The sequence below is a fragment of the Rhodoferax sp. U2-2l genome (assembly GCF_020594515.1).
In the GTDB taxonomy this organism is placed as follows: Bacteria; Pseudomonadota; Gammaproteobacteria; order Burkholderiales; family Burkholderiaceae_C; genus Rhodoferax.
Genome location: NZ_JAJCTH010000016.1, coordinates 95189 through 117914 on the forward strand (window position 1 = coordinate 95189; position 22726 = coordinate 117914).

Annotated in this window: 24 protein-coding genes; 10 read left to right on the plus strand and 14 right to left on the minus strand. The window is 60.6% G+C overall.

Translation table 11 applies throughout. The annotated features are described in order from the left end of the window. Window positions 1–19: 19 nt before the first annotated feature. Complete coding sequence (gene flgB / locus LHU53_RS14945) at window positions 20–469, minus strand: flagellar basal body rod protein FlgB (protein ID WP_227333453.1); 450 nt, start codon at window positions 467–469, stop codon at window positions 20–22. 146 nt (window positions 470–615) lie between these two features. Between flgB and flgA the strand changes: the two genes are divergently transcribed. The 3 genes from flgA (at window position 616) to LHU53_RS14960 (ending at window position 2217) form a co-directional block, all read left to right on the plus strand. Further along, window positions 616–1356, plus strand: a complete 741-nt coding sequence (flgA, locus tag LHU53_RS14950) for a flagellar basal body P-ring formation chaperone FlgA (RefSeq protein WP_227333454.1) — start codon at window positions 616–618, stop codon at window positions 1354–1356. 96 nt (window positions 1357–1452) lie between these two features. Next, entirely contained in the window at window positions 1453–1776 is a 324-nt protein-coding gene (gene flgM, locus LHU53_RS14955; protein ID WP_227333455.1) for a flagellar biosynthesis anti-sigma factor FlgM, read from the plus strand. 45 nt (window positions 1777–1821) lie between these two features. Then, window positions 1822–2217 (plus strand): hypothetical protein, encoded by a 396-nt coding sequence (locus LHU53_RS14960; protein WP_227333456.1) that lies wholly within the window; start codon window positions 1822–1824, stop codon window positions 2215–2217. 201 nt (window positions 2218–2418) lie between these two features. Here LHU53_RS14960 and LHU53_RS14965 read toward each other — a convergent pair whose 3' ends face one another. From LHU53_RS14965 to flhD, 11 genes are all read right to left on the minus strand, one after another. Next, window positions 2419–3135 (minus strand): RNA polymerase sigma factor FliA, encoded by a 717-nt coding sequence (locus tag LHU53_RS14965; RefSeq protein ID WP_227333457.1) that lies wholly within the window; start codon window positions 3133–3135, stop codon window positions 2419–2421. Further along, on the minus strand, window positions 3135–3878 hold the full coding sequence (locus LHU53_RS14970; RefSeq protein ID WP_227333458.1) for a hypothetical protein: 744 nt from the start codon (window positions 3876–3878) through the stop codon (window positions 3135–3137). Before LHU53_RS14970 ends, LHU53_RS14965 begins: the two co-directional genes overlap by 1 nt. Then, a complete protein-coding gene (flhF, locus tag LHU53_RS14975) occupies window positions 3871–5373 on the minus strand; it encodes a flagellar biosynthesis protein FlhF (RefSeq protein WP_227333459.1) in 1503 nt (500 codons plus the stop codon). Before flhF ends, LHU53_RS14970 begins: the two co-directional genes overlap by 8 nt. Beyond that, window positions 5370–7460 carry a flagellar biosynthesis protein FlhA gene (flhA, locus tag LHU53_RS14980; protein WP_227333460.1) on the minus strand — a complete coding sequence of 697 codons (2091 nt, stop codon included), beginning with the start codon at window positions 7458–7460 and terminating at the stop codon, window positions 5370–5372. The genes flhF and flhA overlap by 4 nt, the downstream gene beginning before the upstream one ends. Further along, on the minus strand, window positions 7457–8608 hold the full coding sequence (locus LHU53_RS14985) for a flagellar biosynthesis protein FlhB (protein WP_227333461.1): 1152 nt from the start codon (window positions 8606–8608) through the stop codon (window positions 7457–7459). Before LHU53_RS14985 ends, flhA begins: the two co-directional genes overlap by 4 nt. A gap of 96 nt (window positions 8609–8704) precedes the next feature. After that, entirely contained in the window at window positions 8705–9370 is a 666-nt protein-coding gene (locus LHU53_RS14990) for a protein phosphatase CheZ (protein WP_227333462.1), read from the minus strand. Next, window positions 9367–9756: a chemotaxis response regulator CheY gene (gene cheY / locus LHU53_RS14995; RefSeq protein ID WP_227333463.1), complete on the minus strand. Its 390-nt coding sequence runs from the start codon at window positions 9754–9756 to the stop codon at window positions 9367–9369. The genes LHU53_RS14990 and cheY overlap by 4 nt, the downstream gene beginning before the upstream one ends. Before the next feature lie 69 nt (window positions 9757–9825). Next, a complete protein-coding gene (gene motB / locus LHU53_RS15000; RefSeq protein ID WP_227333464.1) occupies window positions 9826–10767 on the minus strand; it encodes a flagellar motor protein MotB in 942 nt (313 codons plus the stop codon). A gap of 18 nt (window positions 10768–10785) precedes the next feature. After that, the gene (gene motA / locus LHU53_RS15005; protein WP_227333465.1) at window positions 10786–11643 is read right to left on the minus strand and encodes a flagellar motor stator protein MotA; all 858 of its coding nucleotides are present in this window, start codon (window positions 11641–11643) and stop codon (window positions 10786–10788) included. 168 nt (window positions 11644–11811) lie between these two features. After that, entirely contained in the window at window positions 11812–12357 is a 546-nt protein-coding gene (gene flhC / locus LHU53_RS15010; RefSeq protein WP_227333466.1) for a flagellar transcriptional regulator FlhC, read from the minus strand. 136 nt (window positions 12358–12493) lie between these two features. Continuing rightward, entirely contained in the window at window positions 12494–12820 is a 327-nt protein-coding gene (gene flhD / locus LHU53_RS15015; protein ID WP_227333467.1) for a flagellar transcriptional regulator FlhD, read from the minus strand. A gap of 668 nt (window positions 12821–13488) precedes the next feature. Between flhD and LHU53_RS15020 the strand changes: the two genes are divergently transcribed. The 5 genes from LHU53_RS15020 (at window position 13489) to LHU53_RS15040 (ending at window position 19067) form a co-directional block, all read left to right on the plus strand. Further along, window positions 13489–15987: a flagellin gene (locus LHU53_RS15020; protein WP_227333468.1), complete on the plus strand. Its 2499-nt coding sequence runs from the start codon at window positions 13489–13491 to the stop codon at window positions 15985–15987. A gap of 76 nt (window positions 15988–16063) precedes the next feature. Then, window positions 16064–16435, plus strand: a complete 372-nt coding sequence (locus LHU53_RS15025; RefSeq protein ID WP_227333469.1) for a flagellar protein FlaG — start codon at window positions 16064–16066, stop codon at window positions 16433–16435. Between the two features lie 15 nt (window positions 16436–16450). After that, window positions 16451–18238: a flagellar filament capping protein FliD gene (fliD, locus tag LHU53_RS15030; RefSeq protein WP_227333470.1), complete on the plus strand. Its 1788-nt coding sequence runs from the start codon at window positions 16451–16453 to the stop codon at window positions 18236–18238. 94 nt (window positions 18239–18332) lie between these two features. After that, on the plus strand, window positions 18333–18755 hold the full coding sequence (gene fliS / locus LHU53_RS15035; protein ID WP_227333471.1) for a flagellar export chaperone FliS: 423 nt from the start codon (window positions 18333–18335) through the stop codon (window positions 18753–18755). Window positions 18756–18767: 12 nt separating this feature from the next. Next, the gene (locus tag LHU53_RS15040; protein WP_227333472.1) at window positions 18768–19067 is read left to right on the plus strand and encodes a flagellar protein FliT; all 300 of its coding nucleotides are present in this window, start codon (window positions 18768–18770) and stop codon (window positions 19065–19067) included. Between the two features lie 140 nt (window positions 19068–19207). Here the strand turns inward: LHU53_RS15040 and LHU53_RS15045 are convergent, their stop codons facing one another. Together LHU53_RS15045 and fliE are read right to left on the minus strand one after the other, a co-directional pair. Beyond that, on the minus strand, window positions 19208–19432 hold the full coding sequence (locus LHU53_RS15045) for a DUF2835 family protein (RefSeq protein ID WP_227333473.1): 225 nt from the start codon (window positions 19430–19432) through the stop codon (window positions 19208–19210). Window positions 19433–19502: 70 nt separating this feature from the next. Continuing rightward, window positions 19503–19820 carry a flagellar hook-basal body complex protein FliE gene (gene fliE, locus LHU53_RS15050; protein ID WP_227333474.1) on the minus strand — a complete coding sequence of 106 codons (318 nt, stop codon included), beginning with the start codon at window positions 19818–19820 and terminating at the stop codon, window positions 19503–19505. A gap of 158 nt (window positions 19821–19978) precedes the next feature. On the opposite strand from fliE, the gene fliF reads away from it, so the two are divergent. Together fliF and fliG are read left to right on the plus strand one after the other, a co-directional pair. Further along, complete coding sequence (gene fliF, locus LHU53_RS15055; protein ID WP_227333475.1) at window positions 19979–21679, plus strand: flagellar basal-body MS-ring/collar protein FliF; 1701 nt, start codon at window positions 19979–19981, stop codon at window positions 21677–21679. Window positions 21680–21726: 47 nt separating this feature from the next. Then, the gene (fliG, locus tag LHU53_RS15060; RefSeq protein WP_227333476.1) at window positions 21727–22725 is read left to right on the plus strand and encodes a flagellar motor switch protein FliG; all 999 of its coding nucleotides are present in this window, start codon (window positions 21727–21729) and stop codon (window positions 22723–22725) included. The last annotated feature ends 1 nt before the right edge of the window (window position 22726 follow it).

Genomic DNA, 22726 nt, shown 5'->3' on the forward strand with positions numbered 1-22726 from the left:
GGCTCCTGCGTGGTGAGGCTTATTGGCCCTGAATGGCGCTCAAAAGGGTTTTGGCCGTGCCATTGATGAAGCGCAGGGTGGATTCGTAGCGCACCGAGTTGTCGACAAAGGCGGCGCGTTCGCGGTCCATGTCCACGCTGTTGCCGTCCACGCTGGGCTGGGTTTGCACGGCGTAGCCCAGGGCGTTGCCGCCGCTGAGCTCGCTGTGGCTCGGGCCCGAGAGCGGTAGGTGCCGTTGGTTGGTCATCGTGCTACCTGTTGCCGGGCTCAAACCCTTGCCAGCCCGGGAGAGTTCGCTGGCGCTGGTTTTTGTCTGTTGGCTCAAGGCGTCTTTGAAGTTGAAATCGCGGGCCACAAAGCCGGGCGTGTCGGCGTTGGCCATGTTGCTGGCCAGAACTTGTTGGCGTTCGGCGCGCAGCACCAAGGCCTTGGAGTGAAAGTCCAAACCACTGGTCAAGTTAGCGAACATGGGACACCTTTGCTTTCAGTCATGCGATGGATTATGAAAACGCAGGTTTTTTTCTAAACCGCAAATAACGGCAAAAACGCCGCTTACTTGTCCGGTTAGCCAGCTGCCCGCGCGCTTAAAGTCGTCTGAACTGAGCGAGGTGCGTCATGTGTGATTTAAGCGTTCGATGGGTCCAGCGCCTGTTTTTTGGGGTTTTGGGGGTCTTGAGCCTGGGCCTGGGCAGCGCACAGGCGCAAGTGGGCGCCCCATCGGCTGACGCCAACGAGGTGTACGCCGCCGCGCAGCGCTGGCTGGACAGCTCGCTGGCTCAGCAAAGCGGCGACTTGCCGCTGCGCATGGAAGTGGTGGTGGGGCAGCTGGATCGCCGTCTCAATCTGGCGCCGTGCCAGCAGGTGGAGCCTTATCTGCCACCTAATGTGCGCCTGTGGGGCCGGGCCCGGCTGGGCTTGCGATGCGTTCAAGGCAGCATCAAGTGGAATGTGTTTCTGCCGATCACTGTCAAGGCGATGGGCCCGGCCTGGGTCGTCAAGGGGCAGGTGCCTGCGGGCACTGTGCTGACCGCTTCGGATGCCATGACCATGGAGGTGGACTGGGCCGAGAACAGGAACGCCATTGTGGCCAACCAGGCCGACTGGGTCGGCAAAACCGCCACCCGTTTGCTGTCGACCGGGCAGGCCTTGCGCCAGGACATGGTGAAGGCCGCGCAGGTTTTTCAGACCGGCGCGCAGGTGCGGGTGGTGGCTACCGGCCCTGGTTTTCAGATCTCCGGGCGGGCGCAAGCGCTGTCTGTCGGGGTGGTGGGGCAAAGCGCCATGGTCAAAATGGCCAACGGCCAGGTCGTCACCGGCACCGTGTCCGATGAGCGCACGGTGCAGGTGGCGCTGTGATCACCAGCCCCATGTCTCAAAAAAAGTTAAAGTCGGGGCTGTTTTTGCCGAAAGTGATCTTACGAGGCTACGTTCACTGTAGTTTTGGAGAACACCATGAAAATCAGCCAACCATCCGACAGTCCTGTCCTGAGCAGCAATGCAGCTTCTCTGGCCGCCAAAAGCGCGCCGGCGGCCAGTGCGCAGGCCAAAGCAACTGCAGCCAAAGGCCCTCAGACAGCGGGTGTGGCGGTCACGGTGTCGAGTCTGGCGCGCGCCATGGAGACGGATGGCGCCAGCGATCTGGCCGAGGTCGACATGGCCAAGGTCAACGCGATGAAGCAGGCCATCGCCGACGGCACCTACAAGGTCAATGCCGGGGTGATTGCCGACAAACTGCTCTCCAACGCACAGGACATGCTGCAACGCAGTCGCGTTTAACCCCGGGCGCAGCCACTGCCCCGGCATTTGCCAAAGGGGCACACCATGGTTAACAGCCCGATCCAGTCCGCTCTGGACACCATCGACACCCACCTCCAACTCGTCACCCGCCATTTGCTGGACCCCCAGTCTGGCGATGTGCTGCAAGCCAGCACGGCGCTGCAGGCGGCGGTGCTGGCGTTTTCGCAACTGGCGCAGCGCTTCCCTGCGGAATTGGCCAACCAGCCACAGCTCAAGCTGCGCCTGCGCCGGATGGCCGTCGCCTTGGCGTCGTGCCGCGAAACGTTGTTGCGGCACACGTTCGTCACCCAAAGTGCGCTGAGCACCCTGATGCCCGCCACACGTGAACAAACCTATGCGCCAGCCGCAGGCAGATATCCCCGCCAGCCTTACGGCAGTGCGGGCCGCCAAAGTGGCGAGTTCCGGGTGATCAGCGCCTGAGATAACAAAGACGGTCATGCCGGACGCGATCCGGCATCCACGCATTGGGCGTCATGGAGGGCGGATCGGGTCCGCAATGACAATCAAATAGAAGATGTCATGCCGGGCTTGGCCCGGCATCCATGCATTTGACAGGCCTGGATGGCCCCGGATCAGGTCCGGGGCAGGCACCTCAAGCCAGCTGTGACATTCCCGGCCAGATCAATGCGTGCGCATCTTGGCCCGCAGCCGGGCGATGGACTGGCTGTGCAGTTGGCAGATGCGTGACTCTGTCACGTCGAGCACGGCGGCAATTTCTTTGAGGTTCATGTCCTGCTCGTAATACATGCTCATGATGTATTGCTCGCGCTCGGGCAGGTTGTTGATGGCGGCCACCAGGGCTTCGCGCAGGCGCTGGTTGCGCAGCATGTTCAGCGGATCGGCCTCGGTATCACCCATGTGCCGGTCCAGAAAACTGTCTTCGTCGTCCGAGTGGTTGGTCATGTCCTCCAGGTAGACCAGCTGGGTGCCCCGGACCTTGGCCAGCAGACTCTGGTAGTCGCTCAGCGACATGCCCAGATCGGCCGCAATGTCACTCTCCAGCGGGCTATGGCCCAACTGGTGTTCCAGGCGGCGGATGGATTCTTCAATTTCCTTCTGGCTTTTGCGGGTGCCGCGGGAGGCCCAATCGTTTTCGCGCAGCTCATCGAGCATGGCGCCGCGGATACGCTGGGTGGCAAAGGTTTCAAACTGCACCCCCTGGGTGGACTCAAAGCGGGTGAGGGCTTCAGACAGGCCGATCAGCCCGACCTGGATCAGATCATCCACCTGCACATTGGCCGGCAATTTGGCCATCATGTGGTGGGCTAGCTTGCGCACCAGCGGCTGGTATTGGCGGATCAGGGCATTGCGGTCCAGCTGTCCCTTGGCGGTATACATCAATGTACCCTCTCAATCGGCTTGCGTTCCAGCGGCACGGCGCTCTCCAGCAGTTGCATGGCCAGCCGGGTGATGTCGTCTTGTGAGCGGTCTGCCCGTGCGCTGGCGGTGATGGTCAGCGGTTTGACACGGTAACCCAGGTAGCTGGCGGCGCAGTCCATCACGTTTTGGGCAACAGTGGTGGTGGGCATCGGCATCATGGTCTGGGTATCGGGCACGATGTTAGCAACAGTTGGTCGCAGTTGCCCCACCAGCAGCAAGTGTTTCAGCGCCCGGTAGGCGGAGAGGGCGGCTTGCTGGGCCGGGGGTACCACCAGCAACGGCGCCAGCGCACAGCCGCGCAGCAATTGTGTCATGCGGTCGGCGTCGGCGTAGACCAGCACCACGGCATAAGACTTGAACAGTTCACCTGCCGCACTGGCCAAAAATCCGCGCTCGGACAGATCAGTCAAACCAAGCGCGGCAGGCATGACACGCCAGGACACCGGGTCGTCGTCTTCCAGCAGGCGGTTCAACGGGTTGGTCAGCAGCTGGGCCAGGCCTGGATTGGTCGGTGTTTCCTCGGCATGACCATCGAGCACCATCACCGACAAACCCATGTTGACCCAACTGGTGCACAGCCCCCACAACAAGGGCATTTCGCCCTGCTGCTCGCCGTGGCTGGCCACAGCCGTCAGGCGCGGCACCTGCTGCAGCGCCAGGCTTTGCAAGCCGGCGGCCTGGTTGACGCAGGGCTCAAGCATGGAGTTGCCCCGGTTGCATCGGGCTCGATTGGGCAAAGAAGAAGCCCAGATCCGTCACCTTGGGGTCGAATGCCGACTTGGCAGGTGCGCGCATCGACATAGCAATCAGGTTGGCGGCATCGGCACGTTCCCAGTCCTCGGGCACTTTTTGCCCGGTGGTGACACCCCGCAGCACCAGCTGGTGGCGGATGGTGGCGTCCAGCGCCGGGCCGATCTTGGCGGCTTCGTCGGTCTTGGACAGAATGGTCTGCTGCATGCCGGTGGTCTTGAACGCGCTGACCATGTCGTCGAGCGTGTCGCCGTGGCCGCCCGCATTGAGCACCAGCAAGCGGTTCACGCCGGGCAGGTCCAGCATGTCCATCATGTCGCGTTTGCGCGGGTCGTTGGGGGCGATGCCGGTGGTGTCGATCAGCACCATTTTTTTGTTGGCCAACAAGCCCAGCAGGTCTTGCAGGGCGGCGCGGTCATGCGCCAGGTGCGCCACCACACCCAGCATGCGGCCATAGGTGCGCAGTTGTTCATGGGCGCCGACCCGGTAGGTGTCGAGCGTGATCAGGCCCACGCTGCTCGGGCCATGGGTGCGGGCGCACAGGCCGGCCAGCTTGGCGGCGGTGGTGGTTTTGCCCACCCCGGTGGCGCCCACCAGGGCGTAGGTGCCGCCTTCTTCGTGGATGGCGTCTGCTTGGACGTCGGTGCGCAGGTTGCGCGTCAAGACGTCCATCATCCAGTGGGTGGCGTCCGCCGCGTTCAGGTCTTCGGGCATGCGCTCCATGATGGTTCTGGCCAGCGCGGGCGAATACCCGGAGCGGATCAATTTCAGCATCAGGTTGGAATGGATCGGGTTTTGCCGCGCCTGGCCCAACCAGGTGAGGGTGTTGAAGCGGTCCTCGATCAGCGCCTTCATGGCGTGTAATTCGTCGACGATGCCTTGCGACGGCGCGGCGCTGCTGGCCAGGTTGGCCGGGGCGCGGGGGGCGGCCTTTTTCACCTGGATCGGGGCGATCTGCGGCGGGCTGACCGGACGGGCCTGGGGTGCGACGTTGGGCCGGGCGCTGGACGTGCGCTCCTGAAAGACCGGGCGGTCGTTGCGTTCGGGCAGGGTGCTGGCCGGTTGCGCGGCCATCGCTTCGGTCCGCCTGCGCAGCATGCGTTCACGCACATAGTCCTGAAACGACAGGGTACTCATGGCCAGCTGGGTGGTGTCGTCCAGCACCTGGCTGTCGGGGTTGGCGCTGGCGGCACCGGGGATGCGGCTGGGTGTCTGGCGCTCAATCGGGGTTGACTGGGGCTGCGGGCGTGGCTGGCGCTGCGGCTGGCCTTGCTGGGCTTCGGCTTGGCGGTCCAGCGCTTCGAGTGTGTCTTCGCCGGTGGCCATCACTTCCACCCCCGAGGCGGTGGGCCGGTTGGACAAAATCAGGGTGCCGTCGCCGAACGCCAGACGGGCTTTGGCCAGGGCTTCGCGCGAGGTTGGGGCAGTAAAGCGTTGGATGTTCATGATGCTGCACCTTTAAGGATGGGACCAATGCGGATGGTGTGTGATTCAGGGATTTCGCTGTGCGCCAGCACTTGCAGGCGCGGTGCGACACGGCGCACCAGCCGGGCAATGGCGCTGCGGATCTGGTCGGGCACCAGCAGGCAGGCGGGGATGCCAATTTCTTCTTGCTTGAGCGCCATCTCAGCCGCTTTACGGGTCAGGATGTCGGCCACACCCGGGTCCAGCGCCTGGCCCTGACCGTTCGGGTTGCCCAGCGCTTGCACCAGCAGGCGTTCCAGCGCCGGGTCGATGGCGATCACGTTGAGCTCGTTGGTGGGGCCGTAAATTTGCTGCACGATGGCCGGTGACAAGGCCACACGCACCCGCTTGGCCAACTCGAACGGGTCGGTGGTGGCACCGGCATGCTCGGCCAGGGATTCGATGATGGTGCGGATGTCGCGGATGTGCACCGACTCTTCCAGCAGCAGCTGCAGGACTTTCTGGAAGACGGCAATCGGCACCATTTTGGGAACCACTTCTTCAATGAGTTTGGGGGCCTGCTTGCTCACGTGTTCGACCAGTTGTTGTGTTTCTGTGCGGCTCAGTAATTTGGCAGCTTGCACTTGCATCAAGTGTGACAAATGTGTGGCCATGACAGTCTCGGAATCAACCACGGTAAATCCGGCCATTTGCGCGGCTTCCTTGTGCTGCGCGTCGATCCAGTGGGCGGGCAGACCAAACGCCGGGTCGGTGGTGGGGGTGCCGATCAGCGGGGTGCTGATGCCGCCGGGGTTGATGGCCAGGAACATGCCGGGGAAGGCCTCGCCTTCGCCCACAATCACCCCGCGCAGGGTGATGCGGTAACCGCTGGGCTTGAGCTCCAGGTTGTCACGCACATGCACCGGGGGGGGCAAAAAGCCCACCTCTTGGGCAAATTTGCGCCGCACGCCTTTGATGCGGGTCAGCAGGTCGCCCTGGCGGTTTTTGTCGACCAGGGTGATCAGGCGGTAACCCAGTTCCAGGCCCAGTTGGTCCACCGGCTGCAAATCGTCCCAGCTGGCTTCGCCGTCGCTGCCCGTTGCGGGCGCGACCACCGGCTCTTCAACGGGTGGTGGCGGGCGGTGCGCCAGCATCCAGGCGCCGTAGCCCAGCAGGGCGGCAATGCTCAAAAACACCACATGCGGCATGCCCGGGATGACCCCCATCACGCCCATGATGGTGCCGGTGATGCCCAGCACCTTGGGCGAGATGAACATCTGGTTGACGATCTGGCCGCTCAGGTCGCGCTCTTTGCCCACCCGTGACACCACCATGGCGGCGGCCACCGAGATCAGCAAGCCCGGAATCTGCGCCACCAGCGCGTCGCCCACCGCCAGCAAGATGTAGGTGTCGGCGGCTTGCGCGGCGCTCAGGTCGTGCTGCAGCACGCCAATGGCAAAACCGCCAAAGATGTTGATCAGCAAGATCAAGATGCCGGCCACCGCGTCGCCCCGCACAAACTTGGAGGCGCCGTCCATCGAGCCAAAAAAGTCGGCTTCTTCCGACACCTCGGCGCGCCGGCGTTTGGCTTCGGCTTCGTTGATCAGGCCGGCGTTCAGGTCGGCGTCCACGGCCATCTGTTTACCGGGCATGGCATCCAGGGCAAAACGGGCCGACACCTCGGCAATACGCTCGGCACCTTTGGTGACCACCACAAAGTTGATCACCACCAGAATCGCGAAAACAATCAGACCTACGGCAAAGTTGCCGCCAATCAAGAAGTGGCCAAAGGCCTCGATCACCGCGCCCGCGGCGCCCGGGCCGGTGTGGCCTTCCATCAGCACCACCCGGGTCGAGGCCACGTTGAGCGACAGGCGCATCAAGGTGGTCAGCAGCAGCACCGCCGGGAAGGCGGCAAAGTCCAGCGGCTTGAGCATGTAGGCCGCCACCATCATCACCATCAGCGCCACCGAGATGTTGATGGTGAAGAAGGTGTCGAGCACCCAGGCCGGCAACGGCAGCACCATCATCGACAAAATGGCCACCACCAGCATGGGCGCCGCCGCGCCCTGCATCAGCGCCTTGTTGCTGGTGAACCAGTTGGAAACGTTTTTCAGGGTCGGGTTCATGGGGTGGCCGCAATCACTTTGGACAAGGGATCGAGTTCAGGGGGCACAAACGGTGTGGGCACCTCGCCGGGCTGCGGGCCTTCGCCGCGCATGGCCGCTTTCAGCCGGTAGATGTAGGCCAGCACCTGGGCCACAGCGGTGTACAGGCTGGTGGGAATGTCCTGGTCAATCTCGGCATTGGCATACAGCGCGCGCGCCAGCATGGGAGACTGCAAGACGGGGATGGCGTTCTCTTTGGCGATGTCGCGAATCTTGAAGGCCAGCAGGTCGGCGCCCTTGGAGATCACGCGCGGCGCGTTCATGGTCTGGTCGTCGTACTGGATCGCCACGGCGTAGTGGGTCGGGTTCATCAGCACAAAGTCGGCCTTGGGCACGGCGCTGATGCTGTTGCCCTGGGCAATGTCGCGCTGGCGCTGGCGCAGGCGGCCCTTCATCTGCGGGTTGCCGTCAGACTCTTTGCTTTCCTGCTTCATTTCCTGGTGTGACATCTTCATGCGCGATTTGTGCAGGTAAGCTTGCAAAGGCACGTCAATCGTCGCCACCACCAGAATCACCACCAGCATCTGGGCCATGCCGTTGGTCAGCCAGTCGGCCAGGGTGGTGATGGCGTGGGTTGAGGGCTGCAGCACCAAAGCGCCCAGGGTGTCCAGCCCGCTTTGCAGGTAATTGAACCCCACCAGCAACAACATGAAGGCGATGAACGTCATCTTGCCCACCTCGGTGGCCTTGTCCTTGGTGAACATGCGGCCAAACCCGCTCAAGGGGTTGATGCGGCTGAAATCCGGGGTGATTGGCTTCATGCTCGCCACCCAGCCGCCGGTGGCCAGCGCACCCAGAATGGCAATCACGCTGACCACGGCGGCAAAGACCGTGCACGCCACCAGCCCCACCGCGACCATGGCACCCAGGCGGTTGACCATGATGTTGGGGTCTTTCAGGGCTTGGGCGTCAAACAGCAGTTGCCAAGTCAGCTGGGTTTTGATGTGGTCCAGCATCATGGGTGCCAGCACCATCAGGGCTGCCGCACCCCCACCCAACACGGCCAAGTGCGACAGATCGCGTGAGCGCGCTACCTGGCCGTCGTCGCGCGCTTTTTGCAGCTTGCGCTCTGACGCGGGTAGGTTCTTATCTTGACTGCTGGAATCCATAGTGGGAAGACGCCTCGTGTTCTTCCCATTGTCTTTTTGCGCCCCTGGAACTAAAGCGCAATAAGCAGGGGGTTTCCCCGCCTGTTTTGCCCGGTCTTAGAAACCCAGGCTGGCCAGCAGGTCGTCGACCTCGGACTGTCCCTTGACCACGTCCGGATTGCCTTCCGGGTTGACCACCGGCCCTTGCAAAACCGGATGGTCATGCACCACAAACGTGGCGGGCTTCGCTGAATCGGCAGGCTTGTTCACGGGCTCGCTGGGGGCGGTGATGATCAGCAGTTGCAGCAGCTGGGATTCAATGCTGGCGGTCAGGTTGACCACCTTGGAGATCACCTGCCCGGTGAGGTCATGAAAGTCCTGCGCCATCATGATGTTGGTCAGGTTCTTGTCGATGTGTTTGGTGGCGTCTTCCACATCATGGATGAAGTTCATCACATGCCCCTTGGCCACGGCGGCCACGGGGTCCTTGACGATCAGTGCGCCAATACGCCGGGTTTCTGCGGCAATGTGGTCATGGTGCGCCTTGGCCTGGTCGACGTTGTTAAGCACCTTTTCTGCGGCTTCGCCGGTGAGGCGGGCAATGTAGGACAGACGACTTTTGGCGTCCGGGATCTCGCCGGCCCAGGACTTGACCTGTTCTGTCAGCCCCAAACCCTGCAGCGAGTCATGGAGCTGACGCGTCAGCATGCCAATGCGCTGATGAACGTCTTGCGACAAATCCGGTGTCGCCACCGTCGAACTGGAGGGGGCGCCGGTGCTCATTTCAACCCCAGTTTGGTCAGGATCAGGTTCACCTTGTCTTCCAGCGTGGCCTTGGTGAACGGCTTGACGATGTAGCCGGCAGCGCCTTGCTGGGCCGCCATCACGATGTCTTCCTTGCGCGCCTCAGCGGTCACCATCAGCACTGGCAGGTGCTTGAGCTTCTCGTCTTTTTTGATCTCGTTGAGCAACTGGAACCCGTTCATGTTGGGCATGTTGATGTCGCTCACTACAAAATGGAAGGTGGAGTTGCGCAGCTTGTGCAAGGCCACCACGCCATCTTCAGCCTCATCCGCCTCGGCATAACCAATTTCCTTGAGCAGGTTGCGCACAATGCGACGCATGGTGGAGAAATCGTCCACCACCAAAAACTTGAGATCATTGGCCATAAGGCTGCCTTTCGATGGCGCAAACTGAAACTGTCATAAAGTGAATTCCGATCGTGGTGTCGCGTAACTTCAGGGATTGGTGGTGGCCGGTGCGCTGGCGGGAGCAGGTGGTTCGGGTTCGAGGGCGACGTCCGGCGGCCTGACACCCAGCAATCGCTCTTCAGCCTCGCGGGTCATGATGGTAATGCTGATTCTACGATTGGAAGGACTGCGCGGATTGTCGGTGTCCAGCAAAACGCTTGAGGCCAAGCCCATGACGCGCGCCACTTTGTCGTCGGGCATGCCCGCGGCGACCAACTCGCGGCGGGTGGCGTTGGCCCGGTCGGCTGACAGCTCCCAGTTGCTGTAACCGCGCGACCCGCTGCCGTAAGGTGTCTGGTCGGTGTGGCCATCCAGGCTGACCCGGTTGTCAATATCTGCCAGCGCCAGCCCGATTTGCTGCAGGATGTCATGCATGTACGGCTTGACGCTGGCGCTGCCGCTGTCAAACATTGGGCGCTTCTGGTCGTCCACAATCTGGATTTGCAAGCCATCGGGCGTCATCGTCAGCTTGATTTGCTCACTAAAGGCGGCCAGCTTGGGGTCCTGTGAAATCAGGGCGCTGATCTTGGCGCTCAACTGCGCCATTTGCAGCGCGTCTTTGCGCGCGCGCGCCACCTTGTCCTGGTCGCCCGAAAGTCTTCGGGCCTTGGGGTCAGCACCGTCACCGCGCTTGGACTGGCCTGCCGTCTGCGTCAGGTCATTGCCACCGCCGTTGATCACGCTCTGGCTGGCACCGGCGCCGCTGCCGCCCTGCATGGCGACTTTGAGCGGCGACTGGAAATAGTCCGACAGCCCCTTTTTGTCACCCTCCGAGGTGCTGCCCAGCAGCCACATCAGCAAAAAGAACGCCATCATGGCGGTCACGAAGTCGGCGTAGGCAATCTTCCAGGCGCCGCCGTGCGCCACATGGGCGGGTTTTTTGACCCGCTTGATGATGATCGGTTGTAGTTTCTTGGCTTCGGTGGCCATGGTGGTAAATCTGGCGGCCTATTTTTTCTTGACGAAGGCTTCCAGCTCCAGGAAGGTGGGCCGCTCGGTGGAGTAGAGCACCTTGCGACCGAACTCTATGGCGGTGGCCGGGTTGTACCCCTGCATGCTGGCCAGCAGCGTGGTCTTGATGCACTGAAGCTCTTTGCCGGCTTCTTCCACCTTTTGCTCCAGCAAGCCAGCCAGTGGCTCGGCAAACGCATAGGCCAGCAAAATCCCCAGGAACGTGCCCACCAGCGCCGAGGCAATCATGCCGCCCAGCACCGCCGGCGGTTGCCCTACCGAGCCCATGGTGTTCACCACGCCCAGCACCGCGGCCACAATACCAAAAGCGGGCAAACCGCCCGCCACCCGCTGCAACGCGGCCACGGCGGCGTGTTCTTCGGCGTGGTGGGTGTCGATTTCGCTGTCCATCAGCGACTCGATCTCGTGTGCGTTCAGGTTGCCCGACACCATCATGCGCAGGTAGTCGGTGATGAATTCCACCACATGGTGGTCGCTGCCGACCGCGCCATGTTTCTTGAAAATCTCCGAGTTGTGCGGGTCTTCCACATCCTTTTCGATGGCCATCAGGCCCTCTTTGCGGGCTTTTTGCAGGATGTCGTACATGAGCGCCAGCAGGTCCATGTAACGCGCCTTGGTGTATTTGCTGCCTTTGAAGCAGGAGGCCAGGCCCTTCAGGCTGGACTTGATCACCTTCATCTGGTTGTTGGCGACAAAAGCACCCACTGTGGCGCCGCCAATGGTGATCAACTCAAAGGGCAGGGCAGTCAGCACCACGCCGATATTGCCGCCGTGAAAGATGAACACGCCAAAGACGCACACCATCACGATCAGCCAACCAACAATAACAAACATAGACGGCTTACTTCAGAAGGAGCATTTGCGTTGATAAGGGGAGCCGCACGCGCTGCGCACCCTGCTCCCTATCATATCGTCCTGTTTTTGGGTGACTTGAGCCCGATATAAAAATAGCTTCTCGCCTTGATGAATCAAGACGAGAAGCTATCAATGACGTAGCTAAAGTCAGTGCAGCAAAATGCCACCGCCCGCCGAGCCTTTGCCCGCGCGCGCCGGGGGGGTGCACAGGCCGCATTCGAAGTGGCGGGAGTTCTCATACGGCTCGCTCACAAAGTGGCCGCCGCACTTGCAGCACTTGGTCATGGCCAGCATGTGGTTGTCGACAAACTTCACCAGCCGCCAGGCGCGGGTGATGGAGAGCAGTGGCTCCACGCCGCAGGTGGCGATCTGCTCGCTGTAGAGTTTGTAGGCCTTCATGATGGCTTCAATGTCTTCCAGGTCGCTCACCTTGTTCAGGTATTCGTAGGTGTTCAAAAACAGCGAGGCGTGGATGTTGGGCTGCCAGGTCAGAAACCAGTCGGTGGAAAACGGCAGTTGGCCCTTGGAAGGCGATTTGCCAGCCACTTCTTTATAGAGGCGCAGCAGCCGCTCATAAGACAGGCTGGTTTCGCTCTCCAGCACCTGCAGGCGTGCGCCCAACTGGATCAGCGCCACGGCGCGGGCCACTTGTTTGGAATCGTTCAATACGCTTTTGGTGGAAACGGTGGCCATGGTGTTCTTTCTAATCAGTTGGGGACAGAGCAGATTTCACTGCGTGTAAATCCTGGTCTTTCCCGCAAAGTTTCACAACAGTTGGGGACAGAGCCGATGTCACTGCGTGTCAATCCTGGTCTTTCCCGCAAAGTTTTTACAAGGCTTCAGCAAACCGGCCGGCCATCAGGATGCTGGCGTGCAGCTTGGTGGTGGCATCGTTGTCCACCTTGGCGGGCGTGTGGTTGGTGAGCAGGCCCCACACCATGTCGTCATCCACCCGGAAGCGGCACAGCAGCATCGGGCTGGACGCGATCTTCAAAATCTGCGCGGGTGACAGCATGGCAATCATGTCGGCCGACTCTTCCGAGATGCCCAGGCGAAACAGTGCCTCAGCCTTGTCGCGACGGATCACGTTTTGCGCCAGCATCAGGTAGGTGAGGTTGGCGTCGCGGATGTCCTGGCTGAGTTGTTCGTCGTTCATGGTGGGCTCCGGGAAAAGGTGTCTAAATATTTGGATGGTGTTTGGGGGCTAATTGCCTCGTTCACCACCATGGAACCGATTCTGAAACGGGGCGCCAAAAACTTGAATCAGCGTTTGGATGGAGCGGGTGTCAGGCAAAACAGGTCGCTTGTAGGAAAAAGCCTGACAGATTCGCGAGATTGACATCGGCACGTTTCAAAACCTCGGCTTGCTCGTGGAGGCGCTGTGGTCATCCGCCGAGCCGATCGCGTGGCGCGAAAAATGGCGGGTCTATCACACCTTGCCCAGCTTTCTGCCGCAAGAACGCGGCAAATCCCGTGGTCAGAAACGAATTGAACCCCGGCTATGCCGCTTATCGCGCTTTTGCAGCGACGCCATCTCATTAACCTCACGGTTGCCTCACTGCCCAAGTAAAGCAGCGAGTGCCAGGGGTGCGGCAGCCGACAGCGGCCAAGCGCCCACGGTGTCGGTCACTGGCAGAAATTCTTGAGACCTTTATTTGTTCTATTTGTCGGGAATCGGCAAAACAAGGACTCAAGCTTTCAAACCTAAGGCCGAAAACATGTTCAACAGCGGTTCTCTTCTGATTTATCGACCGGAAGCCAGCCACAGTTGGCAACACGCTGTTGAAGTGTGTTTTTGTCTAACATTTTTATTGGAGCATCATCATGGTCGCGTCTATCAATTCCAACCTACCCGCAGCAGCCGCCGCAATGGGCTACAACAATGCGCAGTCGACAGCCAGCGCTGCCATGAACCGTATCAACACGGGTCTGCGTATCAATAGCGCCAAAGACGATGCCGCCGGCTCCACCATCCTGACCCAAATCAAAACCCAATACAACAGCAACGTGGTGGCCATCCGCAACACCAACGACGGCGTTTCGCTCATGCAAACGGCTGAAGTGGGTGTCAAAGCGATTGAAACCAAGGTGGGTCGCCTGCGTGAACTGGCCATGGCTGCTTCCAACGGCACGCAAACCGCTGCCTCGCGCGATGCCATGGTCAAGGAAGTCAAACTGCTCCTGACCGACATCAACACCCTGGCTGAAAAGACCAACTTCAACGGCGTGAAACTGTTGGATGGCTCGTTCAACAACGCCACTTTCCAAGTGGGTGCCAACACAGGCGACACCAAGATGGCGTCTCTTGGCAATGCTTCGGCTTCCAAGATGGGCAGCGCAGACACATCGGCGGTGACAACAGCACAAAACGCTGGCACAACTGCCTTGAAGGAAGGTGCATTTTCTTTGAATGGCGTGCTGATTGGTCCGTCACTCGCTGCGGCAGACACCGCATCCACGGCTTCAGCCGCTGGCAGCTCGATTGCAAAAGCTGCGGCCGTGAATGCCAGGTCGGCTCAAACGGGTGTGACTGCGACTGTCAATGCAACGGAAGTGGGTGGCAAGTCCATGACGGCTGCTGCTCTGACGGGTAGTGCGGTGATCAACGGCGTGACGATTAACTTGCAGACGACGACAGATACGGCTTCATCTCGTGCTGCGGTTGTAGCTGCCATCAATGCCAAGGCCATTGAGTCTGGCGTTACCGCCGTCGACACGGGGTCCGACAAAGGTGGCGTGAAGTTGATTGCGGCCGACGGCCGGAATATCAGCTTGACTTTGAACACGGTAACGGGAGCCGCCACCGGATTGGGCACTTCTGCGGCAAATGGCGTTGCTGAAGTCAGTTCCGGTTCGATTACGCTCAATTCAGACAAAGCCATTGTGATCACTTCGAACCTGAATGGCGCCGCAGGTACCGGCGGTATCAAGGATGCTGGGTTAACCGTTGGCACGTTCAAAGCACAAACGGCCTACGCTTCGGCCACTGCGGCGACGGGTGGCGCTGAAAGCATGAAGTCGTTTGCCTCTGGTGACTTCAAGATCAACGGCGTCATCGTGGGTGCGTCTCTGGCCACGTCTGACACCGCTTCCTATTCGTTCAAAACGACTGATGCAGCCCCTGCAGATCAGAGGGATTCGAAGGCAACCAGTGGTATTTCGCGGGCTGCGGCAATTAATGCGTTGAGCGAGCAAACAGGCGTCACTGCGACCGTTAATGCAACTACAGTTCAAGGTGCCACGTCAACCATGACAGTCGGTGCCACCTCGGGCTCGCTGCTAATTAACGGGGTAAGTACGGCGGTGATCACAACCACGGCAAGCAGTACCACCGCACAGAACAGAAAGGCCACGGTTGATGCCATCAATGCCATCAGTGATCGGACAGGTGTCATTGCCACGGACAGCAATGACGACACGAAAGGCGTGACGCTTAGCGCTGCAGATGGGCGCAACATCACTGCAGTGCAGGCAAACACGGGCACTTTGACCGCTGCTTCCACTGGCCTTGGCATCGACATGACGGCTGCGGCAGCCACACCATTAGCGGGTACGGCTATTCCTACGCCAAGCACACGTGCAGGTGTTGCTATGACGGCGGCTGCCTCAAGTGGCACCATAACGATCAACGGTATTGCAACAGCGACCATTACAACTACAGGGACCGCTGCTACCGACCGCGATGCGGTGGTCGCTGGCATCAACGCCATCTCAGCCCAAACCGGTGTGGTAGCGAACAACGATGGAACAGGCGTTACGCTAACTGCGGCTGATGGCCGTGCAATCGCTGCGCCGACGTATTCGGGTACCTTGGTCACTGCCACCACCGGCCTTAATGGCGGTGCAGCAACTGTTTCTACTGTCGGTGGCACCTTGATGGGGGGCACTTACACCAGCACCCTGACTTTGTCGTCAGCCAAGGCGTTTACGATTGAGGCTGGAACTACTGATGCTGGCACAGATGCTTTGAATCTGAAAGTCGGCACCTATGGCGCTGGCCGCAGTGGTGGGTCGTTGGACATGATTGACCTCTCCACCGCCGAAGGCGCCGTGGCCGCCTTGACGACCATCGACAACGCCATTGCCAGTTTGTCCAATACCAAGTCGGCGATTGGTGCCATCCAGAAGAGCTTCATTGCCACCGCAGAAGACTTGGCCGGACAGAATTTTGCGCTCAAGGCAACGTCCGACACCATGGAGCAGTCTGACTTTATTGCCGACAATGCCGAGTTGGCCGCTGCATCCTTGCGTGCTGATGCTGCCAACTATGCCTTCACCAAGGCGCTTGAGCAGCAAAACAAACTGCAAGGCCTGATGCGCTAAACCCTTCGGTTCGGCATGATATGGATACCCCGGCCGGTTTCGAACGGCCGGGGTTTTCCTACATAAGGAGTTCATCATGAAGTTTGACGTATCCAGCCAAGTCAGCACGCAGATGCCTAAAAGTGTGATGCCGGCATTGACGCCCGCCGTGGCCGCGGTAGAGTCCCGCAAGCAGAGCGGCGCAGTGGGCGCCGTGGCGCCAGCGCAGGCGGTGGGCCAGGTCTCGCAAGAAGATCTGTCGCAGGCGGTGAACGACATCAACAAATCCTTGCAGTTTTTGGCCAATGGACTGGTGTTTTCAGTGGATGACAGCAGCAAGCGGCAGGTGGTGAAGGTGGTTGACAGTCATACCAATGAGGTGATCCGCCAGTTCCCCACCGAGCAGGCGCTGCAATTGGCCAAGGTGCTGGACCAGGTGCTGGGTAAGTTGTTGAACGAAAAGGCCTGATAACCGGAGATTGACATGGCATTGATCACCTCGCTGGGTGTCGGCAGCACCCTGGACATGAGTGGCATTGTGGACAAACTGGTGGCCATCAGAAAGTCCCCCATTGCCAATTTGATTGCGTCAGAAACCAAAGTCACCGCCAAAGTGTCTGCGTTGGGGCAGATCAAGTCGAAGTTTGCTGACGTTCAAGACCTGATGGAAAAGCTGCTGCTGCCCAGCGCCTGGGGCGCTCGCACGGCCACCTCAAGCAATACCAGCGTAGCCACCATCAGCGCGAAAGAGACCGCCAATGTCACCAGTTTTTCGTTGGCAGTGACACAGCTGGCCAAGGAGCAGTCGGCGGCCAGCGCCAAGATCACGGGCGGCCAGGCTGTGGGCGCGGGTACTTTGAAACTGCGCTTGGGCACCTGGGGGGATGCCGGGGCCGCAGCCAGCGCCAACACCGCGGCGGCCAGCGCGTTGGCCGACGACCAAGCCGCAGCCACGGCGATCACGGCCTTTGCCTCAGGCGCACCGGCCAACGGCACCACCGCAGGCGCTTATGCCGTGGCCTACACCGCATGGGTGGCGTCGGTGGGCGCCAATGACCACGCCACGCCAAGCCTGCAAAGTGCTGAAACAGATGCATTGGCGGCACTCGACGCCGCTAAAGCCGCACTGGATCCGGCCGATTTGGCGGCCCTGGATGCGCTGCCCGCCAGCGTGACCGCTGCGGCCACAGATGCTTCGGCCCTCAAGGGCGCGGCGGTGTCGGCCAGCGCGGGCGCGTTTGTGCCCAGCACCAGTGCCGATGTGGGCATTGATGTCACGGCAGAAGACACGGTCAGCACCATTGCCGCCAAAATCAACGCGGCCAATGCCGGGGTGACGGCCACGGTGTTTAACGATGGCACCTCAGACCGGCTGTTGCTGCGCTCGGCCGCCACAGGTGCCGAGTCCGGATTCAGATTGCAGGCGTTTGACACGTCGGACGCCATGCTAGTCGGGGGCGACAATTTGTCCCGGATGGCTTTTGATCCAGCCAGTGGCGCTTTTGGCATGAACGGTGCCGGTGCCGGTACGGTGCAATATGCCCAAGATGCCAAGGCCAGCATCGATGGCTTTGATGTGACGTCGAGCTCCAACAAGCTCGAAGGCAATTTGCCGGGCGTGACCATCAACTTGCTGGCAACAACGGGCGCTACGCCGTTGACCATGACGATCACCAAAGACACCGCGCCAGCGGTGACGAGTTTGACCGACTTTGTGACCAAGTTCAACGCCTTGACCGACACGCTGACAGAGCTGTCCAAGTACGACCCTGCCACCAAGGTGGCGGGTGAGTTTCAGGGCGACTCGATGATCTACACGATCGAAAACTCACTCAGAACCCTGATTGCCTCCAGCAGCCTGGGGGCCTCGATGCAGAGACTGACCGACGTCGGGATTGAGCTCAACGCCCAGGGCAAGCTCTCGCTGAACGTGGCCAAGCTCACCGTGGCGGCCAACAATGGCAATGCCTTGCAGCAGCTTTTTGCCAATGACAACGGCAACGCCCAGACCAATGGCTTTGCCGTCAAGCTGCGCGATTTGGCTGCCAGCATGCTGGACACGACGGGCTCGTTGGCCCTGAAAAGTGCGTCACTGCAAAAGGCCCTGGAGACCAACGCCGCCGAGCAACTCAAGACCAGCGATGAGGTGGCCGCGTTTGAGGCACGGTTGCGTGCCCAGTATGCGGTGATGGACGCGCAGATCAGTCAGAGCAACACGGTGAGCAGGATACTGGCCGCGCAAGTGGCGGCCTACAACAAAAACACCAGCTAGTGCGACCGCCGTGTGATGCGCTGGCGCATTGATTTCTCTTGAGTTTGGGGACGATATGCCGATAAAGAATGTAACAAACCAACCAGGAGCTCAAATGTTTACCTCTCCTTCAGCCCGTGCAGCTTCCGCTTACAAACGCGTCCATATCGACACCGGTTTCAGCACCTCCAACCCGCACCAGATCGTGGTGATGTTGTTTGACGCGTTGTTGCTCTCAGTGGGCACCGCCCGCGCGGCCCTGCGTCAAAATGATGTGGCCACCAAGGGTGTGCACATTGGCAAGGCGGTGAGCATCATTGGTGAGGGCTTGCTGGAGTCGCTGGACTCGGACTCTGATCGCCCCTTGGTGGCGAATCTGAAGAATGTATTTGGTTACTGCATCAATCGGCTGACCTACGCCAATATGTACAACGATGATGCGGCGCTTGAAGAAGTGACCCGTTTGATCAAGGTGGTGGCCGACGCCTGGAAAGACACCCAAGGCCAAGGTGCATCCGCATTGGCAAATTCCCAGTAAACGGAGTGCATCATGTCACGCCTCTTGATTGACTACTACGCGGCCATTGAAGCCAGCAGCGCCAAAATGCTTGACGCCGCCAAGTCTGAAGACTGGGAACAGGTGGTGCGATTTGAAGGTGCCTGCGCGGTGCTGATTGAGCAGCTGCGTGAACGGGCGGCGCAAGAGCAACTGCAGCCCGAGCATCGCGCTGAGAAAACCAAAATCATGCAGCGCATCTTGAACAACGATGCGCAAATCCGTTATTTGGCTGAGCCCTGGTTGGCGCATTGTGAACCCAACCTGGAAGGACAGCGGCAGTACCTGCACTGACCTGAAGCAGCTAAAAAAATAGCTGCCAGTTCCCGATGGACAAGGGGCTGGCAGCTATTTTTTGTGTGGAAAGCGACGGCTTGGTTCGCTGGCCCTGACAGCCGTGTTCCAGGCTTCTGGCGGTTTTGCGATCAGGGGCGTCAGCCAGCGAGGCGCTGCAGGCGCGAGCCTTTGTGGTTGTCGTCACAGGTCAGCCTGAAGCGGCCCTGGATGCCGGATTCGGTGACAAATGGGGTGAGCAGCCCCGCCGGGAACTGGATGGTGACGCCTGTGCTGCATGGCACCACCACCTGTGTGATGGTGCCGCGGTAGTACGCCAGATACTGCTTGGGTGAAATGCTCAAATGAAATACAAACTGTTTCATGGCCGGGCGCACGCGGTGGTTTTTCAGATGGACGTGCGACCAGCCAACCAGCGGCTGGCCGGGGCGGGCATCACACCTGCATATTCATGATGTCGGTATAAGCCTGCACCATGCGGTTGCGCACATGCAGCGTGGCCTGAAAGCCGATTTGTGCTTTCTGGATAGCGACCATGGTTTGCTCTAGGCTGACCTTGGGGTTTTCCAGTTGGACCTCGCGCTGCAGGCGGCTGGATTCGTTTTGCGCGGCGCTGACCGAGCCCAGGGCGCCTTTCAAGGCACCGGCAAACCCTTCCGACTCGGCGCCTGTGACCTGGCCTGCGGAGCGTCCGGCGGTCAATTGGGGCCGCAGGCCGACCGGCATGGTGTTGGGGGTGAGTCTGAGGTCCATGGGGTGCATCCTAGCAAGGCCGTTTGCAAAACATAAATTTGAAGTGAGGGGTAAAACCCGCTCTTATCAAGCTCATGTTTTCGGATGCGTGTCAAATAATCATCCGCATCCGAGTTGCGATACACCTTGTAGTGAGCACCCCTTAACGGAAGAACCCCATGCCAGCCGCCATTGCCTCCCCTGCCATTTCTGCCAACCCCAGCATCAGCCAGCGCCTGGCTGCGCTGGATCAAGGTCAAAAGATGCGGCTGGCCGTGGGTGTGGTGCTGTTTGTGGTGATTGGCGTGGTGGGCTTGGTGATGGGGCGTCAGGCCGAATGGCGTGTGTTGTATGCCAATCTGGCAGAAAAAGACGGTGGTGCCATCGTGGCACAGCTCACCACCATGAACGTGCCTTATAAATATGCCGACGGCGGTGGCGCCATTTTGGTACCCGCCGACAAGGTGTACGACACCCGTCTGAAGCTGGCGTCGCAAGGCTTGCCCAAGGGCACGGTCACCGGGTTTGAGTTGATGGACAGCGCCAGCCGCTTCGGCATGACGCAGTTTCAAGAGCGTTTGACGTTTCAGCGCGGGCTGGAAGGCGAGTTGACCCGCTCGATCCAGGCGCTGTCGTCCGTGGCCAGCGCCCGGGTGCATTTGGCGCTGCCCAATCAAAACGGATTCTTTCGCGAGCAGCAAAAACCCTCTGCCTCGGTGGTGGTGGGCATGAATGCCGGGCGCAGCCTGGACCGCGGCCAGTTGGCCGGCATCATTCACCTGGTGTCTTCCAGCGTGCCAGAGATGGATGCCAAGTCGGTCAGCGTGCTCGACGACACCGGCAAGTTGTTATCCACCCCGCCCGAAGGTGAGATGGGCATGGGCGGTGACGCCCAACAGTTGCAACACGTGCAGCAGCTGGAGCAGCTCTATACCAAGCGCATTCTGGACATTCTGGAGCCGGTGGTGGGGCGGCAAAACGTGCGCGCCCAAGTCACCGCCGAGCTGGATTTCTCGCAAACCGAGTCCACTTCCGAGCTGTTCAAGCCCAACCAGACGCCAGACGCCATCGCCATCCGCAGCCAGCAACTGATGGAAAGCACCAACGCAGCGGGCAACGGCCTGGCCACCGGTGTGCCCGGTGCCGTCACCAACCAGCCACCTGGCCCCACGGCGGCGCCGATCAATGGCGCGGCCCAAACGCCGGTGGGCGCCAATGGCGCCAACGGCGCGGCCAATGGTGGTGGCCGCAAAGAGTCGATCATCAATTACGAGGTCGACAAAACCGTGCGCGTGGTACGCGGTAGCACCGGCATGGTCAAGCGCATCAGCGCGGCGGTGGTGCTGAACCACCAGACCAACACCGATGCCAAGGGCAAGACCACCACCGTGCCTTTGACCGACGCGCAGCTGGAGAAAATGACCGCCCTGGTGCGCGAAACCATTGGTTTCAGCCAGGAGCGCGGCGATTCGGTGAACGTGGTCAACGCCCCCTTTACCTCCGAGAAGCCGAAGGAAGAGGCGCTGCCCGTGTGGCAGCAGCCCGAGCTGCTGGACCTGGCGCGCAGCCTGGCCTGGCCGGTGGGCACGCTGTTGTTTGGTGCGCTGGTGCTGCTGGGCGCGATTCGCCCGGCCCTCAAGGTGATGGCGCAGCCGGTGCCGGCCCGCCAGCTACCGGGCAGCGCCGGCGGGCTCGATGCCATTGAGTCTGACCAGCCCGAGCGGCCGCTGCTGGCCGCCCCCTCAGCAGCCAGTAACCAACCGGCAGAGCCGACCCCGGGCGACATTGCACTGCAGGACGCGCGCAAATTAACCCGTGACAACCCGGCGGCAGTTGCTAACATCGTCAAAACCTGGATCAACGGCGAGGCTCCGGCCTGATGGCGCTGCCCGCCAAACGCCAGGCATTGAACGGGGAAACGTAAATCATGTCGCAATCTGACGGTCTGGAAGACGCTGCCATCCTGATGATGTCTCTGGGCGAAGCCGAGGCCTCGGAGGTATTCAAACACCTGTCGCCCAAAGAGGTGCAAAAGCTCGGCGAGGCCATCGCCAAAACCAAAGCCATCACGCGTGAGCGCGTCAACGATGTGGTGGACAAGTTCACCGGCATCGCGGCGGCGCAGAGCTTGTTGGTGTCCAACTCGGGCGACTATGTGCGCTCGGTGCTCAAACGTGCGCTGGGTGACGACAAGGCCGCGCTGCTGATCGACCGCATCCTGCAGGGCGGCGACGTGTCGGGCATCGAGAGCCTGAAGTGGATGGAGCCGAGCAGCGTGGCCGAATTGCTGCGCAACGAACACCCGCAAATTGTGGCGGCCATTCTGGTGCACCTGGACTTTGACCAGGCGGCCGACATCCTGAAGTTTTTTGCCGAACGTCAGCGCAACGAGGTGATGCTGCGCGTGGCCACCATGGAAGGCATCCAGCCCTCGGCGCTGAAAGACCTGAACGAAGTGCTGTTCAAGGTGCTGGCCGGTGGCGACAAGATGCGCAAATCGTCGCTGGGCGGCGTCAAGACGGCGGCCGAGATGATCAACCTGATGGGCACCGCCATCGAGGGCACGGTGATCGAATCCATCCGCAACCACGACCCCGATCTGGCGCAGAAGATCATGGACAAGATGTTTGTCTTTGACGACGTGATCAAGCTCGACGACAAGTCGATCCAGACGGTGCTCAAGGAGGTGTCCAGCGATGTGCTGATCGTGGCCCTGAAGGGGGCCAACCCCGACCTCAAGGAAAAATTCCTGTCCAACATGTCGTCCCGTGCGGCCGAGTCGCTGCGCGAAGACCTGGAGTCGCGCGGGCCGATGCGCCTGTCCGAGGTGGAGGCACAGCAAAAGGAAATCTTGAAGACCGTGCGGCGCCTGGCCGACGAAGGCACCATCGTCATTGGCGGCGGTGCAGATGATGCGATGGTGTAGC

Bases quoted from the DNA above. Each gene is read 5' to 3' on its own strand.
- flgB (WP_227333453.1), bottom strand. From the start codon at position 469: ATGTTCGCTAACTTGACCAGTGGTTTGGACTTTCACTCCAAGGCCTTG.
- flgA (WP_227333454.1), top strand. From the start codon at position 616: ATGTGTGATTTAAGCGTTCGATGGGTCCAGCGCCTGTTTTTTGGGGTT.
- flgM (WP_227333455.1), top strand. From the start codon at position 1,453: ATGAAAATCAGCCAACCATCCGACAGTCCTGTCCTGAGCAGCAATGCA.
- LHU53_RS14960 (WP_227333456.1), top strand. From the start codon at position 1,822: ATGGTTAACAGCCCGATCCAGTCCGCTCTGGACACCATCGACACCCAC.
- LHU53_RS14965 (WP_227333457.1), bottom strand. From the start codon at position 3,135: ATGTATACCGCCAAGGGACAGCTGGACCGCAATGCCCTGATCCGCCAA.
- LHU53_RS14970 (WP_227333458.1), bottom strand. From the start codon at position 3,878: ATGCTTGAGCCCTGCGTCAACCAGGCCGCCGGCTTGCAAAGCCTGGCG.
- flhF (WP_227333459.1), bottom strand. From the start codon at position 5,373: ATGAACATCCAACGCTTTACTGCCCCAACCTCGCGCGAAGCCCTGGCC.
- flhA (WP_227333460.1), bottom strand. From the start codon at position 7,460: ATGAACCCGACCCTGAAAAACGTTTCCAACTGGTTCACCAGCAACAAG.
- LHU53_RS14985 (WP_227333461.1), bottom strand. From the start codon at position 8,608: ATGGATTCCAGCAGTCAAGATAAGAACCTACCCGCGTCAGAGCGCAAG.
- LHU53_RS14990 (WP_227333462.1), bottom strand. From the start codon at position 9,370: ATGAGCACCGGCGCCCCCTCCAGTTCGACGGTGGCGACACCGGATTTG.
- cheY (WP_227333463.1), bottom strand. From the start codon at position 9,756: ATGGCCAATGATCTCAAGTTTTTGGTGGTGGACGATTTCTCCACCATG.
- motB (WP_227333464.1), bottom strand. From the start codon at position 10,767: ATGGCCACCGAAGCCAAGAAACTACAACCGATCATCATCAAGCGGGTC.
- motA (WP_227333465.1), bottom strand. From the start codon at position 11,643: ATGTTTGTTATTGTTGGTTGGCTGATCGTGATGGTGTGCGTCTTTGGC.
- flhC (WP_227333466.1), bottom strand. From the start codon at position 12,357: ATGGCCACCGTTTCCACCAAAAGCGTATTGAACGATTCCAAACAAGTG.
- flhD (WP_227333467.1), bottom strand. From the start codon at position 12,820: ATGAACGACGAACAACTCAGCCAGGACATCCGCGACGCCAACCTCACC.
- LHU53_RS15020 (WP_227333468.1), top strand. From the start codon at position 13,489: ATGGTCGCGTCTATCAATTCCAACCTACCCGCAGCAGCCGCCGCAATG.
- LHU53_RS15025 (WP_227333469.1), top strand. From the start codon at position 16,064: ATGAAGTTTGACGTATCCAGCCAAGTCAGCACGCAGATGCCTAAAAGT.
- fliD (WP_227333470.1), top strand. From the start codon at position 16,451: ATGGCATTGATCACCTCGCTGGGTGTCGGCAGCACCCTGGACATGAGT.
- fliS (WP_227333471.1), top strand. From the start codon at position 18,333: ATGTTTACCTCTCCTTCAGCCCGTGCAGCTTCCGCTTACAAACGCGTC.
- LHU53_RS15040 (WP_227333472.1), top strand. From the start codon at position 18,768: ATGTCACGCCTCTTGATTGACTACTACGCGGCCATTGAAGCCAGCAGC.
- LHU53_RS15045 (WP_227333473.1), bottom strand. From the start codon at position 19,432: ATGAAACAGTTTGTATTTCATTTGAGCATTTCACCCAAGCAGTATCTG.
- fliE (WP_227333474.1), bottom strand. From the start codon at position 19,820: ATGGACCTCAGACTCACCCCCAACACCATGCCGGTCGGCCTGCGGCCC.
- fliF (WP_227333475.1), top strand. From the start codon at position 19,979: ATGCCAGCCGCCATTGCCTCCCCTGCCATTTCTGCCAACCCCAGCATC.
- fliG (WP_227333476.1), top strand. From the start codon at position 21,727: ATGTCGCAATCTGACGGTCTGGAAGACGCTGCCATCCTGATGATGTCT.